General features: G+C 68.1%; 24 protein-coding genes and 1 tRNA gene. 21 read left to right on the top strand and 4 right to left on the bottom strand.

Going from position 1 to position 23,995, the window contains the following annotated elements; all coding sequences use genetic code 11:
• Window positions 1–81 precede the first annotated feature (81 nt).
• From FWJ24_RS04115 to pdxY, 5 genes are all read left to right on the top strand, one after another.
• The gene (locus FWJ24_RS04115) at window positions 82–933 is read left to right on the top strand and encodes an ABC transporter ATP-binding protein (protein WP_150286474.1); all 852 of its coding nucleotides are present in this window, start codon (window positions 82–84) and stop codon (window positions 931–933) included.
• Window positions 930–1,733 carry an ABC transporter permease gene (locus tag FWJ24_RS04120; RefSeq protein ID WP_150286475.1) on the top strand — a complete coding sequence of 268 codons (804 nt, stop codon included), beginning with the start codon at window positions 930–932 and terminating at the stop codon, window positions 1,731–1,733. Before FWJ24_RS04115 ends, FWJ24_RS04120 begins: the two co-directional genes overlap by 4 nt.
• A 46-nt stretch (window positions 1,734–1,779) precedes the next feature.
• Window positions 1,780–2,766, top strand: coding sequence for a Bug family tripartite tricarboxylate transporter substrate binding protein (locus FWJ24_RS04125; protein ID WP_150286663.1), 987 nt, complete (start codon window positions 1,780–1,782; stop codon window positions 2,764–2,766).
• A 22-nt stretch (window positions 2,767–2,788) separates the two neighbouring features.
• Entirely contained in the window at window positions 2,789–3,814 is a 1,026-nt protein-coding gene (locus tag FWJ24_RS04130) for an ABC transporter substrate-binding protein (RefSeq protein WP_150286476.1), read from the top strand.
• Window positions 3,815–3,905: 91 nt separating this feature from the next.
• Window positions 3,906–4,754, top strand: a complete 849-nt coding sequence (gene pdxY, locus FWJ24_RS04135) for a pyridoxal kinase PdxY (protein ID WP_150286477.1) — start codon at window positions 3,906–3,908, stop codon at window positions 4,752–4,754.
• A gap of 43 nt (window positions 4,755–4,797) precedes the next feature.
• Here the strand turns inward: pdxY and FWJ24_RS04140 are convergent, their stop codons facing one another.
• The gene (locus FWJ24_RS04140; RefSeq protein WP_206110778.1) at window positions 4,798–5,184 is read right to left on the bottom strand and encodes a ComEA family DNA-binding protein; all 387 of its coding nucleotides are present in this window, start codon (window positions 5,182–5,184) and stop codon (window positions 4,798–4,800) included.
• 242 nt (window positions 5,185–5,426) lie between these two features.
• Here FWJ24_RS04140 and FWJ24_RS04145 point away from each other — a divergent pair, with 242 nt between their 5' ends.
• Window positions 5,427–6,338, top strand: coding sequence for a PhzF family phenazine biosynthesis isomerase (locus FWJ24_RS04145; protein ID WP_150286479.1), 912 nt, complete (start codon window positions 5,427–5,429; stop codon window positions 6,336–6,338).
• Window positions 6,331–7,089, top strand: a complete 759-nt coding sequence (locus tag FWJ24_RS04150; RefSeq protein ID WP_150286480.1) for an NUDIX hydrolase — start codon at window positions 6,331–6,333, stop codon at window positions 7,087–7,089. The genes FWJ24_RS04145 and FWJ24_RS04150 overlap by 8 nt, the downstream gene beginning before the upstream one ends.
• 6 nt (window positions 7,090–7,095) lie before the next feature.
• Here FWJ24_RS04150 and FWJ24_RS04155 read toward each other — a convergent pair whose 3' ends face one another.
• A complete protein-coding gene (locus tag FWJ24_RS04155; RefSeq protein ID WP_150286481.1) occupies window positions 7,096–7,431 on the bottom strand; it encodes a hypothetical protein in 336 nt (111 codons plus the stop codon).
• Window positions 7,432–7,860: 429 nt separating this feature from the next.
• Here FWJ24_RS04155 and FWJ24_RS04160 point away from each other — a divergent pair, with 429 nt between their 5' ends.
• The 4 genes from FWJ24_RS04160 to FWJ24_RS04175 all read left to right on the top strand — a co-directional run bounded on the left by FWJ24_RS04160 (window position 7,861) and on the right by FWJ24_RS04175 (window position 10,979).
• Window positions 7,861–8,055, top strand: coding sequence for a hypothetical protein (locus tag FWJ24_RS04160; protein WP_150286482.1), 195 nt, complete (start codon window positions 7,861–7,863; stop codon window positions 8,053–8,055).
• Between the two features lie 141 nt (window positions 8,056–8,196).
• Window positions 8,197–9,768, top strand: coding sequence for a 2-isopropylmalate synthase (locus tag FWJ24_RS04165; protein ID WP_150286483.1), 1,572 nt, complete (start codon window positions 8,197–8,199; stop codon window positions 9,766–9,768).
• Between the two features lie 77 nt (window positions 9,769–9,845).
• Window positions 9,846–10,760, top strand: a complete 915-nt coding sequence (locus FWJ24_RS04170) for an ROK family protein (protein ID WP_150286484.1) — start codon at window positions 9,846–9,848, stop codon at window positions 10,758–10,760.
• Between the two features lie 143 nt (window positions 10,761–10,903).
• Window positions 10,904–10,979 (top strand) — tRNA-Lys (locus tag FWJ24_RS04175).
• Between the two features lie 66 nt (window positions 10,980–11,045).
• Here the strand turns inward: FWJ24_RS04175 and pobA are convergent.
• A complete protein-coding gene (pobA, locus tag FWJ24_RS04180; RefSeq protein WP_150286485.1) occupies window positions 11,046–12,218 on the bottom strand; it encodes a 4-hydroxybenzoate 3-monooxygenase in 1,173 nt (390 codons plus the stop codon).
• A 201-nt stretch (window positions 12,219–12,419) separates the two neighbouring features.
• Between pobA and FWJ24_RS04185 the strand changes: the two genes are divergently transcribed.
• From FWJ24_RS04185 to FWJ24_RS04230, 10 genes are all read left to right on the top strand, one after another.
• Entirely contained in the window at window positions 12,420–13,382 is a 963-nt protein-coding gene (locus FWJ24_RS04185; RefSeq protein ID WP_150286486.1) for a helix-turn-helix domain-containing protein, read from the top strand.
• A gap of 86 nt (window positions 13,383–13,468) precedes the next feature.
• The gene (locus FWJ24_RS04190; protein ID WP_150286487.1) at window positions 13,469–14,944 is read left to right on the top strand and encodes an undecaprenyl-phosphate glucose phosphotransferase; all 1,476 of its coding nucleotides are present in this window, start codon (window positions 13,469–13,471) and stop codon (window positions 14,942–14,944) included.
• Window positions 14,945–15,031: 87 nt separating this feature from the next.
• The gene (locus tag FWJ24_RS04195; protein ID WP_150286488.1) at window positions 15,032–15,850 is read left to right on the top strand and encodes an MBL fold metallo-hydrolase; all 819 of its coding nucleotides are present in this window, start codon (window positions 15,032–15,034) and stop codon (window positions 15,848–15,850) included.
• 249 nt (window positions 15,851–16,099) lie between these two features.
• Complete coding sequence (locus tag FWJ24_RS04200; RefSeq protein ID WP_150286489.1) at window positions 16,100–17,146, top strand: TRAP transporter substrate-binding protein; 1,047 nt, start codon at window positions 16,100–16,102, stop codon at window positions 17,144–17,146.
• Window positions 17,147–17,194: 48 nt separating this feature from the next.
• Entirely contained in the window at window positions 17,195–17,668 is a 474-nt protein-coding gene (locus tag FWJ24_RS04205; RefSeq protein ID WP_150286490.1) for a TRAP transporter small permease, read from the top strand.
• Between the two features lies 1 nt (window position 17,669).
• Complete coding sequence (locus tag FWJ24_RS04210) at window positions 17,670–18,989, top strand: TRAP transporter large permease (protein WP_150286491.1); 1,320 nt, start codon at window positions 17,670–17,672, stop codon at window positions 18,987–18,989.
• A gap of 7 nt (window positions 18,990–18,996) precedes the next feature.
• Window positions 18,997–19,320, top strand: coding sequence for a rhodanese-like domain-containing protein (locus tag FWJ24_RS04215; RefSeq protein WP_150286492.1), 324 nt, complete (start codon window positions 18,997–18,999; stop codon window positions 19,318–19,320).
• A gap of 138 nt (window positions 19,321–19,458) precedes the next feature.
• Window positions 19,459–21,753, top strand: coding sequence for a xanthine dehydrogenase family protein molybdopterin-binding subunit (locus tag FWJ24_RS04220; protein ID WP_150286493.1), 2,295 nt, complete (start codon window positions 19,459–19,461; stop codon window positions 21,751–21,753).
• A 160-nt stretch (window positions 21,754–21,913) separates the two neighbouring features.
• Entirely contained in the window at window positions 21,914–22,339 is a 426-nt protein-coding gene (locus tag FWJ24_RS04225; RefSeq protein WP_166443578.1) for a c-type cytochrome, read from the top strand.
• 73 nt (window positions 22,340–22,412) lie between these two features.
• On the top strand, window positions 22,413–23,348 hold the full coding sequence (locus FWJ24_RS04230) for a cytochrome c (RefSeq protein ID WP_150286495.1): 936 nt from the start codon (window positions 22,413–22,415) through the stop codon (window positions 23,346–23,348).
• Between the two features lie 3 nt (window positions 23,349–23,351).
• Here the strand turns inward: FWJ24_RS04230 and FWJ24_RS04235 are convergent, their stop codons facing one another.
• Window positions 23,352–23,963: a helix-turn-helix domain-containing protein gene (locus tag FWJ24_RS04235; protein ID WP_150286496.1), complete on the bottom strand. Its 612-nt coding sequence runs from the start codon at window positions 23,961–23,963 to the stop codon at window positions 23,352–23,354.
• Window positions 23,964–23,995: the final 32 nt, after the last annotated feature.

Consider the following 23,995-nt stretch of genomic DNA (forward strand, 5'->3'; position numbering starts at 1 on the left):
CGCCGGACCGCTGCCTAGTCTCCGCCCCAACAAGAACAGTCGGGAGGACGGGATGACGGCGCAGGCGCGCGGGATGGCCGCATGAGCGCGGGTGGTTCGGCCGCGGTCGCGCCCCGGCAGGATGCGGTTCCGGCGGTTGCGCTGCGCGGAGTTTCGGTCGCCTATGCGCTCGCGGATGGCGGGCGCTACGAGGCGGTGCAGCCGGTGGACGTGACGGTGGAGGACGGGGAGTTCGTCGCGATCCTCGGCCCGACCGGTTGCGGGAAATCGACCCTGCTCAACATCGCCGCCGGGCTGATGGCGCCGTCCTCCGGCACCGGCACGATCTTCGGCCGGCCGCTGGCCGGGCTCAACGCCGTGGCCGGCTATCTCTTCCAGCAGGATGCGCTGATGCCGTGGAAGACCGCGCGCGACAATGTCGCGATCGGGCTCGAGGTGGCGGGCTCGACACGGGCGGCGGCGCTCGAGGCGGCGGCGGCGATGCTGAAGCGCGTCGGGCTCGCGGGGTTCGGCGAGCGCTATCCCCACCAGCTCTCGGGCGGGCAGAGGAAGCGCGTCGCGCTGGCGCAGGTTCTGGTCCGCCGGCCGAAGATCCTGTTGATGGACGAGCCCTTCGGCCCGCTCGACGCGCAGACGCGGCTGATCATGAGCGAATTGCTGCTCGATCTCTGGCAGGCGGACCGCAAGGCGGTGATGTTCGTGACCCATGATCTCGACGAGGCGATCGCTCTGGCCGACCGGGTGCTCGTGATGTCCGCCGGGCCGCGGGCGCGGATCATCGGCGAATTCCCGATCCCGCTCGCGCGGCCGCGCGATGTCGCGGAGGTGCGGAGCGAGCCGGAATTCCACCGCCTGCATGCGGCGATCTGGGGTTGCCTGCGCGACGAGGTGCGCAAGACCTATGCGCTCGCGGCCGGGGAGGGGCGGGCATGAGCCGGCCGAAGCTCCTCGCGCTCCAGCTCCTCGTGGCCGTGGTCGCGCTTCTCGTCTGGCATCTCGGCTCGACCGTGCCGCTCGGCCTGGGGGCGGATGGCAAGCCATTCTTCCTGCTGCCGAAATTCTTCTTCTCGACACCGCTCGACGTGCTGGCGCGCGTCTGGACCATGTTCGCCTCCGGCGAGGTCTACCGGCATCTCGCAATCACGCTCGTCGAGGCCATGCTTGCCTTCGCGATCGGGGCGCTGGCGGGGATCGTCATCGGGTTCTGGTTCGCGCGCAAACCGCTCGTCGCGGCGGTGTTCGACCCTTACGTCAAGATGATGAACGCGCTGCCGCGGGTGGTGCTGGCGCCGATCTTCGCGCTCTGGTTCGGGCTCGGCATCTGGTCGAAGGTCTGGCTCGGGGTGACGCTGGTCTTCTTCATCGTGTTCTTCAACGTCTACCAGGGGGTGCGCGAGGTGAGCCCGGTCGTGCTCTCGAACGCGCGCATGCTCGGCATGAACGAGCGGCAATTGTTGCGCCATGTCTATTGGCCGGCCGCGCTCGCCTGGGTGTTCTCGTCGCTGCACACCTCGGTTGGCTTTGCGGTCGTCGGGGCTGTGGTGGGCGAATATCTCGGCTCCTCCGCCGGGCTCGGTTATCTGATCCACCAGGCGGAGGGCGTGTTCGACGTGACCGGCGTGTTCGCCGGCATGCTGATCCTGATGGTTTTCGTGATGGCGATCGATTTCGTCGTCACGCTGGTCGAGAAACCCTTGCTTGTCTGGAAGCCGGGGGAGACAAAGACGGTGTAGCGCGCTGCGGGGCGGCGCGCCGAATGAGGGAGAGACCATGAACCCGATGCACAACGACAAGCCGGGGCTCGCCCGGCGCGCTCTTCTTGCGGCGACCTTCGCGCTCGCCCTGCCCGGGCTCGCGGCCGCGCAGGCTTTCCCGTCGAAGCCGATCACGATCGTGGTGCCGTTCGCGGCCGGCGGCTCGACGGATATCGTCGCCCGCATCGTCGGTGCCAAGATGGGCGAGATCCTCGGCCAGACGGTGCTGATCGAGAACCGCGCGGGCGCCGGCGGCAGCATCGGCGCCGGCGCGGTCGCGAAGGCGGCGCCCGACGGCTACACGCTGCTGATGGGAACGATCTCGACCCATGCGATCAACCCTGCCGTGCTCAAGAGCAATCCGAGCGACCCGGTGAAGGATTTCGCGCCGATCTCGCTGCTCGCGGACGTACCGAGCGTGCTGGTGGTGACGAACGATTTCCCGGCGAAGAACGTGAAGGAACTGATCGAGGTCCTGAAGGCCAACCCGGACAAATATTCCTATGCCTCCTCGGGCGTGGCGACGCCGCAGCATCTCGGCGGCGAATTGTTCAAGACAATGAGCGGCACCCGGATGCAGCACATCCCCTATCGCGGCGGCGGGCCGGCGCTCCAGGACGTGGTTTCCGGCAAGGTGGCGATGATCTTCGACAACCTGCCCTCCTCGGCCGAGATGATCCGCGCCGGCAAGGTTCGCGCCATCGGCATCACGGTGATGAAGCGCTCGCCGGCCTTCCCGGATCTGCCGACCATCGACGAATCCGGCCTGCCGGGCTTCGTCAATTATTCCTGGAACGCGCTCTTCGCCCCCGCCAACACGCCGAAGGACGTGATCGCCAAGCTCAACGACGCGGCGAACAAGGCGATCAAGGATCCGGCGGTCGAGAAGAAGCTCGCCGATCTCAGCGCCGTCACCGTCGGCTCGACGCCGGAGCAACTTGGCGAGCACGTGAAGAAGGAACTCGCGAAATGGGGGCCGATCGCCAAGGCCGCCGGTGCGAAGCTCGAATAAAACCATCACGGGAGGAACGTGCATGATTCCGGTTGATCGGAGGCGCCTTCTGGCGCTCGGCGGCGCGATGCTCGCGGCGCCGGCGCTTGTCGGCCGCGCCGGCGCGCAGACCAAGGTTGCGCTCGGCGTCGGCGGCAAGTCGCTGCTCTATTACCTGCCGCTCACGATCGCGGAGCGGAAGGGCTATTTCAAGGAATTCGGCCTCGACATGGAGATCAACGATTTCGCCGGCGGCGCGAAATCGCTCCAGGCGCTGGTCGGCGGCTCGGTCGATCTCGTGGCCGGGGCCTATGAGCACACGATCCGGATGCAGGCCAAGGGCCAGGATATCCGCGCCGTGATCGAGATGCTGCGCTTCCCCACCATCGTGATCGGGGTGCGCAAGGCCGTCGCCGACAGGGTGAAATCCGCGAAGGATTTCAATGGGCTCAAGATCGGCGTCACTGCGCCGGGCTCCTCGACCTACATCACCGTGCTCCATGCCATGGCGAAAGTCGGGCTCAAGGCGGGCGATGCCAGCTTCATCGGCGTCGGCGGTGGCGCCAGCGCGGTCGCGGCGATGAAGAAGGGCGAGATCGATGTCATTTCGCATCTCGATCCCGTCATTGCCAAGCTCGAGGCGGACGGGGATATCGTGACCCTGATCGATACCCGCACCGAGAAGGGCACGTTCGATCTCTTCGGCGGCACCAACCCCGCCGCCTGCCTCTATGTGCGGCAGGATACGATCGAGAAGAATCCTGCGACGGTCCAGGCCGCGGTCAACGGCCTCTACAAGGCGCTGCGCTGGATCAACAAGGCGAAGCCGGAAGAGATCGCCGATGCGGTGCCCGAGCAATACCATCTCGGCGACAAGGCGCTCTATATCCGGGCGGTGAAAGCCTCGCAGGCCGCCTATTCCGAGACCGGGCTGATGGCCGGGGCCGGCATGAAATCGGTCTACGACACGCTCAAGGCGCTCGATCCGGAGATGGCGAATGTCAATGTCGATCTCGGCAAGACCTTCGTGCCGGGCTTCGCGGCCAAGGCGGCGCAGATGGTCAGCTGAAGGCGCTTGCTGCGCTGCGTCGAAGCATGCAGGATGCGGAAGGGCGGTTCAGGCCGCCCTTTTTCTTTGGTGATCCCGCCTCCGTCCCGCCATGAACATCCTCTCCATCCAGTCGCATGTGGCCTATGGCCATGTCGGCAACGCTTCCGCGACCTTCCCGATGCAGCGGCTCGGGGTCGAGGTCTGGCCGATCCATACGGTGCAGTTTTCCAACCATACCGGCTACGGCGCCTGGCGCGGGCAGGTCTTCGAGGCGGGACTGATCGCCGAACTCGTCGAAGGCATTGCCGAGCGCGGCGTGCTGCCCCGCTGCGATGCCGTGCTCTCCGGCTATATGGGCTCGGATGCGATCGGCGGCGCGATTCTCGACGCGGCGGCGCGCGTCAGGGCCGCCAACCCGGCGGCGCTCTATGCCTGCGATCCGGTGATCGGCGATCACGGAAGGGGCATCTTCGTGCGCCCTGGGGTCCCGGAATTCATGCGGGCGCAGGCGGTGCCGGCGGCGGATATCCTCACGCCCAACCTGTTCGAACTCGAATATCTCGCCGGCATGGCGGCGAACGAGCCGGCGGCGCTGCGCGCGGCGCTTGCGAAGGTGCACGCGCTCGGCCCGCGCATCATCCTCGTCACCTCGGCGCTGCTCGCGGATACGCCGGAAACGGCGATCGATCTGGTGGTCTCCGACGGAAGCGGGCTCCGGCGTCTGCGGACGCCGCGGCTTGATCTCGACGTCAACGGCGCGGGGGATGCGATCGCGGCGCTGTTCCTCGTGCATTATCTGCGCACGCGCGACGCGGCGGCGGCGCTCGCCTGGGCGGGGTCGTCGGTGTTCGGGCTGCTCAGGCGCACGGCCGAGGCGGGGTCCCGCGAGATCCTGACCGTGGCGGCGCAGGAGGAATTCGTGGCGCCGACGCGGATGTTCGCGCCGGAGCCGCTCTGAGACGGGAGGGCCGGACGCGCGGCCCGGCCCTCCCGGAGGGCGATCAGAAGCGGACCTTGCCCTTGATCGCCTCTTCGGCGTTCTTCGGCACCACGTTGCGGGCCACGAAATCGTTCCAATCCTTGAAGCGGCCGTTCTTCGTGCGGGCCTCGATGATATCCTTGGCGCGGGCCGGGCCGATCTGCGGCAGCTTGTCGAGCTCGGCTTCGGTCGCGGTGTTGAGGTTGACGAGCTGGGCCTGCGCCGCGGGCGCGGCGGCCGGCGCGGGGGCGGTGGCCGGACGCACCGGCTGCGCCGCCGGGGGCTGGGCCGGCTGGGTGGCGGCGGGCGCTGCCGGCCGCTGCTGCGGCTGGGTCTGCGTGGTCTGCGCCGAGGCGGCGCCGGCGCCGATCAGCAGGACGGCCGCGGCGGTGCGGAGAAGATGGGTCATCGACATATCAGACACTCCTTTGAGTGCACCCCTGTTGTGCCCGCGTTCCGCCTCGCCCGGGGCAGGCGGGAGGAAACGGAGAGTGATCGCGTCGTCGCGGATCATGCTCTCGAGGCAATCATCTAAAGGAACGGGCATGAATTGTCGCGCAACACTGCGTTTCGCCGCCATTCATCTTGTGGGTTGCTCTTGGTGCGCGCCCGCGCGAAACAAGGGCCTGCCCTTAAAAGGAAAGGCATATCGTGAGCCGGCAATTCCATGTCCTCGACGTTTTCACGGAGCGCGCCTTTACGGGCAATCCGCTGGCGGTGGTGCTCGACAGCGAGGGCCTCGACGATGCGGCGATGCTGGCGATCACACGCGAATTCAACCTGTCCGAGACCGTATTCGTGCTGCCGCCGGATGATCCCGTGCATTCGGCGAAGATCCGCATCTTCACGCCCGGCGGCGAATTGCCCTTCGCCGGCCATCCGACGGTCGGGACCGCAGTCCTGCTCGCGGAATTGCGGGCCGGCGGGCATCTCGCGGAGGGGGTCGTCATCGCGCTCGAGGAGAAGATCGGGCTGATCCGCGCCGAGGTGCGGCGCAGGCCGGGCGGAGCGGCGCGCGCCGTGTTCGCGCTGCCGAGGCTGCCGGAGCCGATTCCCCTGCCGCTCGATCCGCTCGCCGTGGCGGCGGCGCTCGGCCTCGATCCGCTCGAGATCGGCTTCGGCGCGCACGGCCTTTCGGTTTGGTCCGCCGGCGTCCCGTTCGTGATGGTGCCGCTGCGCTCGCTCGATGCGATCCGCAGGGCGCAGATCGCCGACATGGCGGCCTGGCGCGCGGCCTTCGGCGGCACCGGCAAGGGCGCCGCCTATCTCTACACGCGCGAGACGGTCGAGCCTGCGCATCACATCCATGCCCGGATGTTCTCGCCGCTGATGGGCATTGCCGAGGATCCGGCGACCGGCTCGGCGGCGGCGGCCTTTGCCGGCGTCGCCGCGCTCTGCGAGGCGCCGGAGGACGGGATGCATCAGCTCGTTATCGAGCAGGGCTACGAGATGGCGCGGCCGAGCCTGATCGTGCTCGATCTCGAGATCGCCGGCGGCCGGCTCGCGGGCGCGGCGATCGGCGGCGCGGCGGTGCGGATCAGCGAGGGGCGAATCCATGCCTGAGCAATCCCGACCTGCGCAATCCTCGCCTGAAGCGGTCGGCGTTGCGCCGGAGATCGCCGAACTCGACGGCCTCGATTGCCGGCTCGAACCGGCGGCCTGGGCCTTCGCGCGCGAGCAGGAGGCGGCGATCGCCGCGCACTGGGCGCGATTCGTCGCCGACAAGCCGACGAATTTCAACGGCCGGGTCTTCCTCCAGCATCGCTGGGATTTCGACGGGCGGATCTATCGCGGGCGCTATCTGGAAACGGATTACGCGAGCTTCATCGCCTGGCGCGATTTCGGCCATCCCGGCGCGCCGATGCGCAACGGCTTTGCCATGGCGGCGCTGCGGGCGCGCGACGGCGCCTTCCTCCTCGGCGTGATGGGGCCGGGCACCGCCAATCCCGGCCGCATCTATTTCGCGGCCGGCACGCCCGACCCCGGCGACCTGCTGCCGGACGGGCGGATCGACCTCGCCGGTTCGGTGCTGCGCGAACTCGAGGAGGAGACGGGGCTGCGCCCGGAGGAGGTGCATGTGGGCGCGGGCTGGCGCGCGGTGATCGACGGCACGCGCGCCGCCTTCATGCGGCCGGTGACGATCGACCTGCCGGCGGCGGAGGCGCGTCGGCTGATCCTCGATCGCTTCGCCGGGCTCGCGCATGAGGAGCTGGTCGATATCCATATCGTCCGCGGGCCGGAGGATTTCGTTCCGGGGCGGATGCCGCCGTTCCAGATCGCCTATCTTGCCGATGCTTTCGCGCGTGGCGGTTGACCCCGATCAGGGATAGCCGAACCGGCTCTTCGTGGCGCGGACATGGGCGCTGGCGGCGCCGGATTGGCCGGCTGCGCACAGCGCATCGGCACGCTTCATCTCGGCCTCGATCTGGTCATAGACCTGCCGGGTGGTGTGGCCGGTTTCGAGATCATTGGCCTGGATGGCGCGGAAGCGGGCGATGTCGCCCTGGCAGCCGCTGCCTTCCGGCAGCCGGAACCCTGCCGGCGTGACGGAGACGCCACGCGGTTCCGGCTTTGGCGCCGGCGCCGGAGGCTCGGCCGTCGTCTGGCAGGCGGCGAGCGCGAGAAGCGCTACGAGGCAGAGGGCGCGTGCGGGCATGAATGGCTCACCTTGGTCACGGATTCGTTGCGCGTCCTTCGGGTTGTAGCGGCTCTCCGGCATTGCCATCAAGGTGCCGTTGCCAGATCCGCCCCGCAGCCCGACAGAATGGCCATGCCGGCGTGAAAAGAACAGGCGCAAGGGCAGGGATCCGGTGCAGGATGGTCAGCGCATCCTGTTCCGGTGTTCGATCCGCCTGCCGGGCTCCTCCCGGCGGGGATCGTAGATCAGCCGGTAGCGCGGGATCGCATGGCTGCTCCAGATTTCAAGCTCTGTATCACAGATAACGCAGCGAAAACGGTCATGATCGCGGAAGATGACCAATTCCTCCGTTCGCTCGTAGATTGCGCCGCAGGAGCATATTACTTCCCGTTGCATATCGATACTATACCGTAACGATCGATTCGCGCCAAGCGGATCGCCGGGGCGGTGGCCGATCGCGGCCCGGCGGACGGCTTGCGCGCGTTCCCCGGCTCCGGTAGGGTCATGCGTCCTGTTCTGAAGGTCGATCCGGTGTCTGTCGCTGACGCACGCATCCAGACGATGAACCTGAAGTCGCCGCGCCGCGCCGCGGCGCCGGATGCGCTCGGCCTCCTTTCCCGGCTCCTTCTTATCAGCCCCTGAGGGCCGTCCGGGTGCGCCTGGGCTCTCAGGGGTGATGGACCACGAGACGCCCGCAAGGGATGCTCCGCCCGTTTTTCCATTCCGCCGGACAGGCCCGACCGCGACGATGCGGGGGAACCGGCAGCCAGCAAGGATCCGCAGATGTCATCCGCCCATTTCACCGCCGCAGACCGCAACCGCGTCCTGATCTTCGACACGACGCTCCGCGACGGGGAGCAATGCCCCGGCGCCACGATGACCTTCGAGGAAAAGCTCGAGGTCGCCGATTTCCTCGATGCGATGGGCGTCGACATCATCGAGGCCGGGTTTCCGATCGCCTCGGAGGGGGATTTCGAGGCCGTTACCGCCATCGCCCGCCGCGTGAAGAACGCGGTCGTCGCCGGGCTCAGCCGCGCGGCGTTCAAGGATATCGACCGCGCCGGCGAAGCGGTGAAGCACGCGCGGCGTCCGCGCATCCATACCTTCATCTCCACCTCGCCCGTGCATATGAAATACAAGCTCCAGAAGGAGCCGGAGGCGGTACTGCAACTCGTCATCGACCAATGCGCCCGTGCCCGCAATCTCGTGCCCGATGTCGAATGGTCCGCCGAGGACGCGACGCGCACGGAGGCCGATTTTCTCTGCCGCTGCGTGGAGGCGGCGATCAGGGCCGGCGCGACGACGATCAACCTGCCGGATACGGTGGGCTACGCGACGCCGGAGGAATACCGCGCGATGTTCGAGATGGTGATCAACCGCGTGCCCGATGCCGACAAGGCGATCTTCTCGGTGCATTGCCACAATGATCTCGGCATGGCGGTCGCCAACAGTCTCGCCGGGCTCGCGGGCGGCGCGCGCCAGGTCGAATGCACGATCAACGGCATCGGCGAGCGCGCGGGCAACGCCGCGCTCGAGGAAATCGTCATGGCGATCAGGACCCGCAACGACGTGCTGCCCTACGCGACCGGAATCGAGGCGACGCTGCTCAACCGTGCCTCCCGGCTCGTTGCGGCGGCGACCAATTTCCCGGTGCAATACAACAAGGCGATCGTCGGCCGGAACGCCTTCGCGCATGAGAGCGGCATCCATCAGGACGGCATGCTCAAGCACACCCAGACCTACGAGATCATGACGCCGGAATCGGTCGGCGTCTCCAAGACCAGCCTGGTGATGGGCAAGCATTCCGGCCGCAACGCCTTCCGCGACAAGCTGAAGCAGCTCGGCTACGAACTCGGCGACAACCAGCTCGAGGATGCCTTCGTGCGCTTCAAGGCGCTCGCCGACCGCAAGAAGGTGATCTACGACGAGGATATCGAGGCGCTGGTGGACGAGGGGCTCGCCAGCGCGCAGGATCGTGTCAAGGTCGTGGCGCTGACGGTGATCGCCGGCACGATGGGGCCGCAATCCGCGACGCTGACGCTCGACATCGCCGGCCAGCACCAGACCGTGCAGGCGACCGGAAACGGCCCTGTGGACGCGACCTTCAACGCGATCCACAAACTCATCCCGCATGCGGCGAAGCTCGAACTCTACCAGGTCCATGCCGTGACCGAAGGCACCGACGCGCAGGCCGAGGTCTCGGTGCGGCTCGAAGGGCCCGAGGGCCGGCTCGTCACCGGCCGCGCGGCGGACCCGGACACGCTGGTCGCCTCCGCCAAGGCCTATATCGGCGCGCTCAACAAGCTCGTCGCACGCGGTGACAGCCGCACCCACGCCCAGCACGGCGCCGCCTGACACTTGCCTTTTCGGCCCGGACGCGCTTTCACGGCGCGTCCACCCGGGCGGCGGGTGGGGTTTCGAACAGGGGCATCATGCGGTTGGGGATCGATCTCGGCGGCACCAAGACCGAGATCATCGCGCTCGATCCGGGCGGGGCGGAGCTGCTGCGCCGCCGTATCGCCACGCCGCGCGGGCAATATCGCGGCATCGTCGCGGCGATCGTCGAACTCGTCCGGCAGGTGGAGGCCGAGCTTGCCGCGGGCGGCGTCCCTGGCCCCCACTCGCTCGGCATCGGCATGCCCGGCACGATCTCGCCCTTTGCGGGGCTCGCGGTGAACGCCAATTCGACCGAGCTCAACGGCCAGCCGCTCCAGGCCGATCTCGAGGCGGCGCTCGGCCGCCCGATCCGGTTCCAGAACGATGCCAATTGCCTCGCCGTTTCCGAGGCGGTGGACGGCGCCGCGGCCGGGGCGGGCCTTGTCTTCGCGGCGATTCTCGGCACCGGAATCGGCGCCGGGATCGCGATCGACGGCCGCGCCTGGGACGGGCCGCATCGCATCGCCGGCGAATGGGGGCACAATCCGCTTCCCTGGCCGAGCCGCGCCGAGATCGAGGCGGCGCGGCCGTGCTTCTGCGGCCGGCGCGGCTGCATCGAGACCTGGGTCGCGGGGCCAAGCTTCGAGCGTGACCATGTGGAGGCCGGCGGGGCGCCGCTGCCGGCGGCGGCGATCGTGGCGGCGGCCGGGGCGGGGGAGCCGCTCGCCCGCGCGGCGTTCGACCGCTATCTCGACCGGCTCGGCCGGGCGCTCGCGCATGTCGTGAACCTGCTCGATCCCGAGGTGATCGTGCTCGGCGGCGGCATGAGCAAGACCGAGGCGCTCTATGCGCGGCTGCCGGCGGCGATCGCGCCGTATCTCTTCGCGGAGCGCTTCGTGACGCCGATCCGCCCGGCACGGCACGGGGATTCCTCCGGCGTGCGCGGCGCAGCCTGGTTGTGGGGGCGGTGATCGGCGGCAGCTGTGTCGATGCCGCGTTTCCGAAAACATTCTGGACAACCCGGTGCCGATGCGCTATCGAACCGGCCTCGCGCGGGCGTTCCCCGCGCGTCGCCTTTTCTGGGTGGCCGGATATGCTCCGATGGCCCGAGGCGGGGTGATTAGCTCAGTTGGTAGAGCAGCTGACTCTTAATCAGCGGGTCGAAGGTTCGAGTCCTTCATCACCCACCAATCCTTCCCGGGTTTGAGCAAGAGCCGGGCGGGTGCCGGTTTTGTCGGCAAGCCCGCCGCGCGGGCTCAGAACGGCAGGCCGACGTAATTCTCCGCCACGGTGGCGCGCGCGTGCTGCGAGATGCGCAGATAGGCGAATTCGGCATCCTGCATGCGCCGCTCGAAGGGCGAGCTGGTCTCGAAGCGGTGCAGCAAGGTCGTCATCCACCAGGAGAAGCGCTCCGCCTTCCAGATCCGGTCCAGCGCCCGCGCCGAATAGGTGTCGAGCGCGCTGGCGGTCCCTTCGCCGAAGAAGGCGATCAGCGCTTCCGAGAGGTAATGCACGTCGCTCGCCGCGAGGTTGAGGCCCTTGGCGCCGGTCGGGGGCACGATATGGGCGGCGTCGCCGGCGAGGAACAGCCGGCCGAAGCGCAGCGGCTCGGCAACGAAGGAGCGCAGCGGCGCCACGGATTTCTCGATCGCCGGGCCGGGCACCACCCGCGCGGCGGCCTCGGGGTCGAGGCGGCGGCGGAGTTCGTCCCAGAACAGCGTATCGGGCCAGGATTCCGGCGTCTCGTCGAGGCGGCACTGGATGTAATAGCGCGAACGGGTCATCGAGCGCATGGAGCACAGGGCAAAGCCGCGATCATGCCCGGCATAGATCAGTTCGTGCGCGCAGGGCGGAACATCCGCGAGAACCCCGAGCCAGCCGAAGGGATAGACCCGCTCGAAGGTCCGCAGCGCCGTTTCCGGTACGCTGGCGCGGCTGACGCCGTGAAATCCGTCGCATCCGGCGATGATGTCGCAGGCGATCTCACGGTGCTGGCCATCCTGCACGAAGGAGACGCGCGGGGTGTCGCGGTCGAAATCGTGGATCGTCACCGCCTCGGCATCGTAGATCGTCGGCGCGCCGGAAGCCACGCGCAGCGCCATCAGGTCGCGCGTCACCTCGGTCTGGCCATAAACGGTGACGCTGCTGCCGCCGGTCAGCGCCTTGAGGTCGATGCGCAGGGCCTCGCCGGCGAAATTGATCGCGAAACCTTCATGCACCAGCCCCTCGCGGTCGAGCCGTGCGCCGGCGCCGACCCTGCGCAGCAGGTTGACGGTGCCCTGTTCGAGCACGCCGGCGCGGATGCGCGAGAGCACGTAATCCGGGCTCCTCTGCTCCAGGATCAGGGTGTCGATCCCCGCCTGGTGGAGCAGCGCCCCGAGCAGGAGCCCCGAAGGGCCCGCGCCGATGATCACCACCTGATGCCGCATGTTCGTTTCTCCCCGTCGGCGCGTGGCCGATGCGGCGCGTCCGCCCGGCAGGCCCTTGATCTTTTTCTGGTGATCCGGCCGGGGTGGAGACGCGCTTCGTTGCGTTTCCAACGGTTTTCTAGACGCTTGATCCGGGTCAAGGGATGACAGAATATCCGAAAGACTTGGATTTTTCCGGTTCTTCGAACGGAATTCGCCCCGATGCCCCGCCACGCCGAACGCATACCCCCCCGCAACACGCCGCGCGGCGCGGCCGGGCCGCTCTACCGGATCCCCGCCTTCGGGCTTTATGGCAACGCCGAGGAAGCGCGTGCCGCCGGCTATGCGCATATCGAGACCATCGCCTCGCGCGCGCCGGCAAATGATTGGCGGATCGCGGCGCATCGCCATGCCACGCTCGCGCAATGCATCGTCGTCACCCGGGGCGGGGGGATGCTCGATCTCGAGGGCGCGACGGCGCGCTTCGATGCGCCCTGGTTCATCTGGCTGCCGCCGGCGGTGGTGCATGGCTTCCGGTTCGATCCCGGCACGACCGGGCATGTGCTGACGGTTTCGGAGGATGTGGTGGCGGCGGCCTTGCGGGCCTCGGTCGATGCCGAACGGATCGCCGCGATGATCGCGGCGCCGCGTTTCGGCCCGCTGCCGCCGGCGGAAGAGATCGGCGTCGATGTTGCCGGCATCATGGAGAGCATCGCCCGCGAGCATGAATTGCCGCGCTATGGCGTGAACACGGTGGTTTCGGCGAGCCTGCTGCTGCTGCTCGTCGCCTTCCTGCGCGTGCGGACGCTGGGCGAACTGGCCGATACGCTCGGCCGCGCGCGTGCCTCGGAGTTCCGTCGCTTCCGCGCTCTGGTGGAGCGCGATTTCCGGCGGCAGACGAGCATTCGCGCCATCGCCGCCGAACTCGGGATCACGGCGGACAAGCTGCATGCGGTGACGCGGCAGGCGGTGGGCAAGGGACCGCTCGCGGTGCTGCACGACCGGATCATGCTCGAATGCCGGCGCGAGCTGATCTACACCGACAAGCCGGTGGCGGAGATCGGCTTCGATTGCGGCTTCGGCGATCCGGCGCATTTCAGCCGCTTCTTCGCGCGCCGGGCCGGCTGTTCGCCGCGGCGGTTCCGGCAACTCAACCGCGAGAAAAGAGCCGATCCGCCCGCCTGATCGCGATCCGTTTAACGGAAAAGCGAAGAATCCCGGCCTAATGTCGCGCTCTCGCGGCTTCGGGCCGCCTGGACGGGATTTCGCGCATGGCGATCGAGGCGATGGACGGTGATGCCCGGGGGCTCGCGGCTGCCGGTCCGGTCGCGTCCTTTCTCGACCATGCCTCCAAGCAGAAGATCATCGGCCTCGTGCTGATCGCCGATCTTGCCGTGTTCGGCGGCGCGGGCCTTGCGACCGCCTTCGCCGCGCTGCCGCCGCATGCGGGCGGCTGGGCGCTGACGGCAATGATCGTGGCGGCGGTGACCCTTTCCGCCATCACCATCCTGCAACGGCTGTGGTCCTACACGATCCCGGCGCTCGGCGGGCTGGCGCGGCAGGTTCGAGCGCTGCTCGCGGCGATCGGCGGCGCCTTCATGGTGGTGACAGGGTTTTTGTTCCTTGCCGGCATCGACATCATGCCGTTCCGGCTCTGGCTGCTCGTCTGGCTTCTGGCGGCTCTGGTCGTGCTGGTGCCGTTCCGCTTCGTCGTGGCGCGGGCGTTGTCGCGCGCCGAGGCGCGCGGCGCGCTTGCGCGGCGGGCGGTGATCGTCGGCGGCGGCAAGCCCTGCGAGGATCTGATCCTGCGGCTCGCGCGCTCGAATTCCAAGGCGATCCGCATTCTCGGCGTGTTCGACGATCGCAGCGACGAACGTTCGCCGGATACGATCGGCCTGTTCCGCAAGATCGGCACCTTCGACGAGCTCGAACGCTATTGCCGCGAGCAATGGGTCGATCTCCTGATCATCGCGCTGCCGCCCAGCGCGGAGGAGCGCATCCTGCACCTGATGCGCAAGCTCTGGGTGCTGCCGATCGATGTCCGGATCGCGGCGCATGCCTCGCGGCTCAAGCTCTCGAAGCGCGCCTATAGCTATATCGGCGACGTGCCCTTCCTCGCGGTGTTCGACAGGCCGCTCTCGGACTGGAACGCGGCGGTGAAGGCGGTGTTCGATCGGGTGGTGGCGGCGCTCGCGCTCGTTCTGCTTGCGCCGGTGATGCTCGCCACCGCCCTCGCCGTGAAGCTCGACTCGCGCGGGCCGGTGTTCTTCCGGCAGAAGCGGCACGGTTTCAACAACGAACTCATCGAGGTGCTGAAATTCCGCTCGATGTATACCGAGATGGCCGATCTCAACGCCGCGCGCCAGGTGACGAAGGATGACCCGCGCGTGACCCGCGTCGGCCGCTTCATCCGCAAGACCTCGCTCGACGAATTGCCGCAGCTGATCAACGTGCTGCGGGGCGAATTGTCCCTGGTCGGCCCGCGCCCGCATGCCGTCGAGACCAAGGCCGGCAACCGACTCTACCAGGATGTTGTGGACGGCTATTTCGCCCGCCACCGGATGAAACCCGGCATTACCGGCTGGGCGCAGGTGAACGGCTGGCGCGGCGAGACCGATACCGTCGAGAAGCTCGAAAGGCGGATCGAGCACGATCTCTATTATATCGAGAACTGGTCGTTGCCCTTCGATCTCTACATCCTCGCCATGACGCCGATCTCGCTTTTCAACACCCGCAACGCGTATTGACACCGGCCCCGTGCGCCAGCGCACATTCCGCAGCGCCGGCCGATCATAGGTTCGTCGGTCTCGGTTCGCGGGTGCTGGGAGGAGAGCATGGATGTCACGTTCTGGGGTGTCCGGGGCAGCTACCCGGCATCCGGCGCGGCTTTCGCCGAATTCGGGCACCACACGCCCTGCATCGCGGTCGGTGCCGGCGATCACCGCATCGTGATCGATGCCGGCTCCGGCGCGGCGGCGCTCGGCGCAGCGCTCGCGGCGGCTCCGGCGCGGCGGCTCGACCTGCTGCTGAGCCATTTTCATCTCGACCACATGATCGGCTTGCCCTTCCTGATCGCGGGGACGCGCAAGGCCGCCGAGCTCCATGTCCATGCGGCGCTCGGCGCGGATCTCGATCTCGAAGGGCTGGTGCGGCGTTTCTGCGCGCCGCCCTATTTCCCCGACGAGGCGCGCGAGCTGTTCCGCGGTGTGCAGTTCCATGCCGTCGATCCCGGCGCGGCGATCGCGGCGAACGGGCACCGTATCCTGACGGCGCCGCTCACCCATCCCGGCGGCGCGACCGGCTTCCGCGTCGAGCATGACGGGCGGAGCCTCGTCGTCATCACCGATCACGAGGCGGGCGCGCGTCCCGATCCGCGCCTCGTGGCGCTCGCGCGCGATGCCGATCTCCTCGTCCACGACACGATGTTCACCGAGGAGGAGGCGGCGCTCCGGGTCGGCTGGGGGCATTCCACCCTCGAAGCGGCGCTCGCGCTGACTACCGCCGCCGGGGTGCGGCGGCTTGCCGGCTTCCATCACAGTCCCGCGCATGATGATGCAACGCTTCGCGCGCGCGAGGCGCAGGGCAGGGCGCGCTTTGCATGCATGACCTTTGCGCGCGAGGGCGAGACGATCCGCCTCCAGGGCGGACCCTGATCGGACCAACCCCATCCCGTTGACCGGAAGAACATGCTCCCGAGCGGTGGCCGCGGCTTTCCGCGCGTGCTCCGCGAGCGCATTTATTTTGCGGGCTTCTCATTCTCGTCCGGCCTTTGCAGAAGCGGACCGCCATCGCGCGTATGACCGCAAATTCTTCTTGCACCCCCCGATGGTTCGCGCTTGTCTTGCCCGCGGTCAGGCAGGCGTGCATGCCACGGTCACAAGAAAATGCGGGAGGTTTCTGCCATGTTCGAACGTCGCCGGTTTCTCGGTCTTGTCGGTGCGGGCGTCGCGGCGCCGGCCATCCTGCGCGCGACCCGCGCCCATGCGGCCGAAGTTACGCTGAAACTGCACCATTTCCTGCCGCCGGTCTCGAACGGCCATGCGAAGTTCCTCAAGCCCTGGGCCGACAAGATCGGGGCGGAATCCAATGGGCGCATCAAGATCGACATCTACCCCTCGATGCAGCTCGGCGGTGCTCCGCCGCAGCTCTTCGATCAGGCGCGTGACGGCGTCGCGGATATCGTCTGGACGCTGCCAGGCAATACGCCGGGCCGGTTCCCCGGGATCGAAACCTTCGAACTGCCCTTCGTGCCGGCCAAGAAGGCGCTGCCGAATTCCAAGGCGCTCCAGGCCTTCGCGGAGGCCAATCTCAAGGACGAATTCAAGGATGTTCACCCGATCTGCTTCTGGGCGCATGATCACGGCCTGCTGCACACCAACAAGCCGGTGGCCAAGCTCGAGGATCTCGCCGGGCTGAAGATCCGCTTCCCGACGCGGCTTGCGGGGGAGGCGCTGAAGGCGCTCGGCGCCACGGCGATCGGCATGCCGATTCCGCAGGTGCCGGAGAGCCTTGCCCAGCGCGTGATCGACGGCTGCGTCATTCCCTGGGAGGTGGTGCCGGCGGTGAAAGTGCATGAGCTGGTGAAGAACCATCTCGAATTCCCCGGTTCGCCGACCTTCTATACCGCGACCTTCGTGCTGGCGATGAACAAGGCCCGATACGCGGCGATGCCCGCCGATCTCCGCGCCATCCTCGACCGGAATTCGGGCCAGGCTGCGGCGGAGATGGCCGGCAAGGTCTGGGACGATCAGGCTGTGGTGGTTGCCGACATGGTCAGGAAGCGCGGCAACGCCATCACCCAGCTTGCGCCGGACGAGCTCGCGCGCTGGCGCAAGGCCGTGGAGCCGGTGACCAATGCCTGGCTCGCAGCGATGAAGAGCCGCGGCCTCGACGGGGCCAAGCTGCTCGGCCATGCCGAGGCCTTGCTCGCGGCAGCCCAGAAGGCCTGATCGGTGGTGGAAGGGACGAAAACGGCGCGGCCGGGACCGAGCGCGTTCATGCGTTTCGTGCGCGGTCTTGCGGTCGCGGGCGGGCTTGTCTCGCTCGGTGTCGCGCTGATGGTCGTGGCGAGTGTCGTGCTGCGTTCGGGGCTGGTCGGGCTCGCGGGCGTGCCTGGCGATTTCGAGCTGGTGCAGATGCTGACCGCGGTTTCCGTCTTCTGCTTCCTGCCGCTCTGCCAGGCGCGGGGCGGGCATGTCATCGTCGATGTGGCGACGCGCAGGCTGCCGGAGCGCGTCTGCCGGCGGATCGACGGGCTCTGGGAATTGGTCGCGGCGGCGGTGATGGGGCTCATCGCGGTGCAGCTTGCACAGGGCGCGTTCGGGATCGGCGCCTCGGGCACCCGGACCATGGTGCTCGGCCTGCCGGTGGCGCCGGCGGTCGGTGTCTGCGCCGCGCTGGCGCTGGTCCTGGCGGGAATCGCGCTGCGGCGCGGTATTCTCGGGTTCGGTGGCGGCCGCGCCGGAGAGTGAGATGAGCAACAACCTGTTCGCGCTTCTCGGCTTTGCCGGGATGCTGGTTCTCATCGCCCTGCGCATGCCGGTGGCCATGGCGATGCTCGTGACGGGGGCAGCCGGCTATGCCGGCTTCGTCGGCCTGCCGGTCTTCCTCAACTATATCAAGACGACGCCTTACTACCTGTTTTCGAACTACACGCTCTCGGTCATCCCGCTCTTCGTGCTGATGGGGGCCTTCGCCGAGCGATCCGGCCTGTCGAACGGGCTGTTCCGGGCGATGTCGGGGCTGGTCGGGCATCTGCGCGGCGGCATGGGCATGGCGGTGATCGGCTCCTGCACCGCCTTCGGGGCGATCTGCGGCTCTTCCGTGGCGACCACGGCGACCTTCGGGCGCGCGGCGCTGCCGGAACTGGAAGCGGATGGCTACCGGCCGGGCATTGCGGCGGGGACGATCGCGGTCGGCGGCACGCTCGGCATCCTGATCCCGCCTTCGGTGATCCTGGTCGTCTACGCGATCTCGACCGAGCAGAACATCGTCAAGCTGTTCATGGCCGCGCTGGTGCCGGGGCTGCTCGCGGCGCTGTTCTATGTGGCGGTGATCGGCTGGCTCGCGCGGCGCGATCCGGCGGGGATGCCGGTGCAGCCGGCGCTGCCCTGGGGCGAACGCCTGCGGCGGCTCGGCGCGGTGTGGCCATCGCTGCTCATCGCGTTCGTGGTGGTCGGCGGCATCTATGGTGGCGTGTTCACGCCCACCGAGGCGGCGGCGGTCGGCGCGGTCGCGGTGCTGGTGGATGGCGTGGTCAGGCGGGCACTGCCCTGGGGTGCCTTCGTCGAGGCCCTGCGCCAGAGCGCCGAGACCTGCGGCATGATCTTCATGATCCTGCTCGGGGCGGAGGTGTTCAACGCCTTCCTGGCGCTCACGCAATTGCCGACCAATGCGGCGGAATGGATCACCGGGTTCGGCCTGCCGCCCTATCTGGTGCTGGCGGCGCTGCTGGCCTTCTACGTGCTCCTCGGTGCGGTGATGGACGAACTGGCAATGATCCTGCTCACATTGCCGGTCTTCTTCCCGATCGTCACCGCGCTCGATTTCGGCATGTCCACGGACGAGGTGGCGATCTGGTTCGGCATCCTGGTGCTGATTGTGGTGGGGATCGGGCTTGTCGCGCCGCCGATCGGGCTTAATGTCTTTGTCATTGCGGCGATCGCGCGGCGGATTCCGGTAACGGACATCTATCGCGGCGTTCTGCCCTTCGTCGGCGCCGATCTCGCGCGGCTGCTGCTCGTTGTTTTGTTTCCGTCGCTCGCGCTCTGGCTCGTGCGGCTCCTGAGCTGAGGTTTCAATGCCCGGAATCGTCGATCTCGACCGTGATGCCGTGAAGGCGGGGCTCGCGGACGGCACCTTGATCCTCGTCGATGTGCGCGAGCCGCACGAATTCGCCGCCGGGCATATTCCGGGATCGCTCTCGCTGCCGCTGTCGCGGTTCGCGCCTTCCGAGCTGCCGCGGCTCCCGGGGCGGCGGGTGGTGCTCTCCTGCGTCGCGGGCGTACGATCCGCGCAGGCGCTGCTGATCGCCCAGGCGGCGGGAATCGATGTCGACAGCCATTATGGCGGCGGCTTCAAGGATTGGCTGATGGCCGGCGAGGCGGTCGAACAGGGCGGCTGAGGGTGTGCCGGCGGCGCCACCGCGGCGGATTGTTCGCGCGATCCGCGGATTGACGGGTTGAAAGCCCGGGCCGGGGCCTTATCCTCCCCCGGAAGCGCGGGTCTCCGCCACCCCCACCTCTCGATCGGGCTTTCCATCATGCGACCAATGAAGTTCGGCCTGGGCCAGGCGCTGACGCGCGTCGAGGACCAGCGCTTCCTCACCGGCCAGGGCCGCTACGCGACCGATTGCCATGCGCGCGGCGAGTTGCACGGTTTCGTGCTGCGCGCCCCGCATGCCAGCGCGCGCTTCCGCTTCGGCGATCTCGCCGCCGCGCGGGCGATGCCGGGCGTGGCCGCCATCCTGACCCATGCGGAGGTCAGGCATCTGGGGGATCTGCCCTGCCAGGCGCTGGTGAAGAACGCCGACGGTTCGGACATGATTCGCACGTCCTATCCCGTCCTGCCGGCGGATCGTGTCCGCCATGTCGGCGAAGCGATCGCCTTCATCGTGGCGGAAACCCTCGATCAGGCGCGCGACGCGGCGGAGGCGATCCCCGTTTCCTGGACGCCGCTGCCCGTTGCTTCCGGCACGGCGGAGGCGCGCGCGCCGGGCGCGCCGGCGGTGCATCCGGAGGTGCCGGACAATGTCGCCTTCGCACATGTGCTCGGCGATCGCGAGAAGACCGACGCCATCTTCGCGCGCGCGGCGCGTGTCGTCGGGCTCGATCTCGTCAACAACCGCATCATCGCCAATTACATGGAACCGCGCTCGGTCCTGGCCGAGCCGAAGGGCGAGGGGCTGACGCTCACGCTCGGCACCCAGGGCAGCCACGGCATCCAGCAGACGCTCGCGCGCCACATCCTGCGCATGGACCCGGCCCGGATCCGCGTGATCACGCCGGATGTCGGCGGCGGCTTCGGCACCAAGGCGTTCATGTATCGCGAATATCCGCTCGCGGTGGAAGCGGCGCTGCGGCTCGGCCGGCCGGTGCGGTGGGAGAGCGAGCGCAGCGAGCATTTCTTCGCCTGTGCCCATGCCCGCGACAACCTGACCCGCGCCGAGATGGCGCTGGACGCCAAGGGCCGCTTCCTCGCCATGCGCGTGTTTCTCGACGCGAATATGGGCGCCTATCTCTCGCAATACGGGCCGTTCATCCCCTGGATCGGCTCGACCATGCTGACGGGCTGCTACGATATTCCCGCAGGCTACACGCTGATCCGCGGCCTCTATTCCAATTCCGTGCCCTTCGACGCCTATCGCGGCGCCGGGCGGCCGGAAGCGGCCTACGCGATCGAGCGCTTCGTCGATTACATCGCCGACGAGATCGGCATGGATCGCATCCGCCTGCGGCGGCTGAACCTCATCAAGCCGCGGCGCATGCCCTACCGGACCGCGACGGGGCGCGTCTATGACAGTGGCGAGTTCGAGGCGCACATGGATCGCGCCATGACATTGGCGGATTGGAAGGGCTTCCCGGCCCGGCTCAAGGCGGCACGGAAGGCCGGCCGGCTGCGCGGGATCGGGCTCGGAGTCTATATCGAGGCCTGCGGCGGCGGCTCCCCCGAGCCGGCCTATGTCGATCTCGAAAAGGACGGCACGGTCACGGTGCGGATCGGCACGCAATCGAACGGGCAGGGCCACGAGACGGCCTATGCGCAGCTCGTTGCCGAGCATCTCGACCTGCCGCTGGAGCGCATCCGGGTCCGGCAGGGCGATACCAACGACACGCCGACCGGCGGCGGCACCGGCGGCTCGCGCTCGATCCCGGTCGGCGGCGCGGGGGTCGCCAAGGCGGCGGAACTGCTCGCGGCCAATCTGAGGACGCTGGCGGCCGAGGCGCTGGAGGCCGGTGCCGCCGATCTCGAAATCGCCGACGGCGCGGTGCGCATCGCCGGCACCGACCGGCGCCTGACCTTCGCCGAAATCGCGGCCCTGCCGAAGGCGAATCGTAAGCTGCTCTCGACGACCGGCGAGTTCCGTCCGCCGGAGGCGACCTATCCCAACGGCACGCATTCCTGCGAAATCGAGATCGACCCCGAGACCGGGGAAGCGCGGATTGTCAATTACGTGATCGTCGATGATTTCGGCGTGACGCTCAACCCGCTGCTGCTCGCCGGCCAGATCCATGGCGGCGCGGCGCAGGGGATCGGCCAGGCGATGATCGAGCGCTTCGTGCAGGATGCGAACGGGCAGATCCTCACCGCGAGCTTCCTCGATTATGCGATGCCGCGTGCCGAGGATCTTCCGGCTTTCCGGTTCGAGACGCGCAATGTCCGCTGCGTCACCAACGCGCTCGGGATCAAGGGCGCGGGCGAGGCCGGCACGATCGGCGCCGCGCCGGCGGTGATGAACGCCATCGTCGACGCGCTGCGCCGCGCGAAGGGCATCCGCCATCTCGACATGCCGGCCAATGCCCAGGCGATCTGGGCGGCGCTGCATCGGGAAGTCTGACAGGGAGATTGCGGTTCACGCGATCGTGATGGGAATGCTGCCTTGCGCGGACGCAAGGCACATGATCTCGACAGGTTGCGTTTCTGCCTGGAATCCTTCCAGGGTGAATCATCCGCCGGGCAGGACATGCGTCCCCGGCCTAGGGAAAGGACCCGATCCCATGCGTCGTGCCGCCATTTTCGCTATGCTCGTTGCTCTCGGCGCCGGGGCGGCTTTCGCCCAGGATGCCATCGCGACCCGCAAGGCCCAAATGAAGGAGCTCGGCGCCGCCGCCGGCCCGCTCGCCAAGATGCTGCGGGGCGAGGACGGGTTCGATCTCGCGCGGGTCAAGACCTCGCTCGAAACCTTCGTCCGGGTCGCCAAGGCGCAGGGCGCGCTCTATCCCGACAATTCGAAGGACGGTGACACCAAGGCGCAGCCAGCGATCTGGGAGAACAGGGCGAAATTCAACAATCTTCTCGCCAAGTTCGAGGCGGAATCAGGGGCCGCGCTCGCCGCGATCCGGGATGAGGCGAGCTTCAAGGCCGAGATCGGCAAGGTGCTCGGCAATTGTGGCGGCTGCCACACGGATTTCCGCGCGAAATGAACCGGTCCCCGCAAGGGGGCAGGGTGCAGGCCGGGCATGCCGCCCGGCCTTTCCGGATCCCGGGGGAGGCGCGATGCGCAAGCTTGTGGGCTGGTTGGGAGGGCTCGCCGCTCTCGGTCTGGTCGGCTTCCTGGTCGTGACGGACCCGGCCTTCCATCGGGTGCTTTTCGGCATCGGCCTGCCGCTGCCGGCGGCGCCGCCCGATCTCGCCAATGGCCGGGCGATGTTCTTCGCCGGCGGCTGTGCCTCCTGCCACGCGACTCCCGGCCATGCGGATCGGCTGCGGCTCGGCGGCGGGCTGGCGCTGCATTCGCCGTTCGGGACATTCCACGCCCCCAATCTCTCGCCGCATCCCGCAGACGGGATCGGGGGCTGGACGCTCGACCAGTTCATCCGCGCCATGCGCGAGGGCGTGGCACCGGACGGACGGCATTACTACCCCGCCTTCCCCTATGCGAGCTACCAGCGCATGGGGGCGAAGGATCTCGCCGACCTGTTCGCCTTCCTGAAATCGCTGGCGCCGGTCGCGGGACGCGCGCCGGAACACGCGCTTGCCTTTCCGTTCCAGATCCGGCGGCTGGTGGGGGGCTGGAAGCTTCTCTACCTCGATGGGCGGGTGTTTGTGCCCGATCCCGGCCGCAGCGCGGCCTGGAACCGTGGCGCCTATCTGGTCGAGGGGCCGGGCCATTGCGCCGAATGCCATTCCCCGCGCGATGCGCTTGGCGGCATCGTGCAGGCGCGGCGCTATGCCGGCGGGCCCGATCCCGAGAATCCGCGCAAGACGGTGCCGAACATCACCCCGCATCGCGACGGGATCGGCGATTGGTCGAAGGGCGACCACGCACAATTCCTCAAGACCGGCGAGAGCCCGGCCTTCGTCACCGCCGGCGGCTCCATGGCATCGGTGATCCGCAACATGGCGGAATTGTCCGATGACGACCGCGCCGCGATGGCGGAATTTCTCGTCACGCTGCCGCCGATCGCGGGGAAACTGCAGCCGGCGCGCTGAGCGTCATTCCATCACCGCCGCCTTGAGGATCACGACCATGATCGCATGGCCCGGCTCGCTGCCGACGCAGCGGATGATGTGCTGGCGATCGCAGCGGTAGCGCAGCGATTCCCCCGCGCGGGCGATCTTGGTCACGCCGCCGACCTCGACCTCGAACATGCCGGCGATCACCGAGAGGCTCTCGACCGAGCCGCGCTGATGCGCGTCGGAATCGAGCGCGCCGCCCGGCTCGGCCTGCACATCATACCATTGCAGCCATTCGACCGTCTTGAGCCAGCCGACGATGGCGAGGCGCATCTTGCCGTCGTCCGAGACGAGGATCGGGGTGTCGGCGCGGGTCGCGTGCTCGATGAAGGGCTCCTCGTCCGACGAGACCAGGAAGCGCTCGATCGAGACATCGAGCGCCTGCGAGAGCCGCCAGATGGTGGCGAGCGTCGGGTTGGTCTCGTTGCGCTCGATCTGGCTGATGATCGATTTCGCGACGCCCGATTGCTCGGCGAGTTCGGAGAGCGAGAGGTTGTAGGCCTTGCGCAGGCGCTGGATCGTCTTGCCGAGCTGGCCGGAAAGCGCCATGGCGCCGGCTTCGAGCTCGCGCGGCTTGTCCTTGTCCTGCATGGGTGGGTGCGCGTCCGTTTCGCCGGCCAAAT

It is taken from the genome of Rhabdaerophilum calidifontis, assembly GCF_008641065.1.
GTDB lineage: Bacteria > Pseudomonadota > Alphaproteobacteria > Rhizobiales > Beijerinckiaceae > Rhabdaerophilum > Rhabdaerophilum calidifontis.

Coding starts and splice junctions, on each gene's coding strand:
- FWJ24_RS04115 (WP_150286474.1), top strand. CDS start 82: ATGAGCGCGGGTGGTTCGGCCGCGGTCGCGCCCCGGCAGGATGCGGTT.
- FWJ24_RS04120 (WP_150286475.1), top strand. CDS start 930: ATGAGCCGGCCGAAGCTCCTCGCGCTCCAGCTCCTCGTGGCCGTGGTC.
- FWJ24_RS04125 (WP_150286663.1), top strand. CDS start 1,780: ATGCACAACGACAAGCCGGGGCTCGCCCGGCGCGCTCTTCTTGCGGCG.
- FWJ24_RS04130 (WP_150286476.1), top strand. CDS start 2,789: ATGATTCCGGTTGATCGGAGGCGCCTTCTGGCGCTCGGCGGCGCGATG.
- pdxY (WP_150286477.1), top strand. CDS start 3,906: ATGAACATCCTCTCCATCCAGTCGCATGTGGCCTATGGCCATGTCGGC.
- FWJ24_RS04140 (WP_206110778.1), bottom strand. CDS start 5,184: ATGACCCATCTTCTCCGCACCGCCGCGGCCGTCCTGCTGATCGGCGCC.
- FWJ24_RS04150 (WP_150286480.1), top strand. CDS start 6,331: ATGCCTGAGCAATCCCGACCTGCGCAATCCTCGCCTGAAGCGGTCGGC.
- FWJ24_RS04155 (WP_150286481.1), bottom strand. CDS start 7,431: ATGCCCGCACGCGCCCTCTGCCTCGTAGCGCTTCTCGCGCTCGCCGCC.
- FWJ24_RS04165 (WP_150286483.1), top strand. CDS start 8,197: ATGTCATCCGCCCATTTCACCGCCGCAGACCGCAACCGCGTCCTGATC.
- FWJ24_RS04170 (WP_150286484.1), top strand. CDS start 9,846: ATGCGGTTGGGGATCGATCTCGGCGGCACCAAGACCGAGATCATCGCG.
- pobA (WP_150286485.1), bottom strand. CDS start 12,218: ATGCGGCATCAGGTGGTGATCATCGGCGCGGGCCCTTCGGGGCTCCTG.
- FWJ24_RS04185 (WP_150286486.1), top strand. CDS start 12,420: ATGCCCCGCCACGCCGAACGCATACCCCCCCGCAACACGCCGCGCGGC.
- FWJ24_RS04190 (WP_150286487.1), top strand. CDS start 13,469: ATGGCGATCGAGGCGATGGACGGTGATGCCCGGGGGCTCGCGGCTGCC.
- FWJ24_RS04195 (WP_150286488.1), top strand. CDS start 15,032: ATGGATGTCACGTTCTGGGGTGTCCGGGGCAGCTACCCGGCATCCGGC.
- FWJ24_RS04200 (WP_150286489.1), top strand. CDS start 16,100: ATGTTCGAACGTCGCCGGTTTCTCGGTCTTGTCGGTGCGGGCGTCGCG.
- FWJ24_RS04205 (WP_150286490.1), top strand. CDS start 17,195: ATGCGTTTCGTGCGCGGTCTTGCGGTCGCGGGCGGGCTTGTCTCGCTC.
- FWJ24_RS04210 (WP_150286491.1), top strand. CDS start 17,670: ATGAGCAACAACCTGTTCGCGCTTCTCGGCTTTGCCGGGATGCTGGTT.
- FWJ24_RS04215 (WP_150286492.1), top strand. CDS start 18,997: ATGCCCGGAATCGTCGATCTCGACCGTGATGCCGTGAAGGCGGGGCTC.
- FWJ24_RS04220 (WP_150286493.1), top strand. CDS start 19,459: ATGCGACCAATGAAGTTCGGCCTGGGCCAGGCGCTGACGCGCGTCGAG.
- FWJ24_RS04225 (WP_166443578.1), top strand. CDS start 21,914: ATGCGTCGTGCCGCCATTTTCGCTATGCTCGTTGCTCTCGGCGCCGGG.
- FWJ24_RS04230 (WP_150286495.1), top strand. CDS start 22,413: ATGCGCAAGCTTGTGGGCTGGTTGGGAGGGCTCGCCGCTCTCGGTCTG.
- FWJ24_RS04235 (WP_150286496.1), bottom strand. CDS start 23,963: ATGCAGGACAAGGACAAGCCGCGCGAGCTCGAAGCCGGCGCCATGGCG.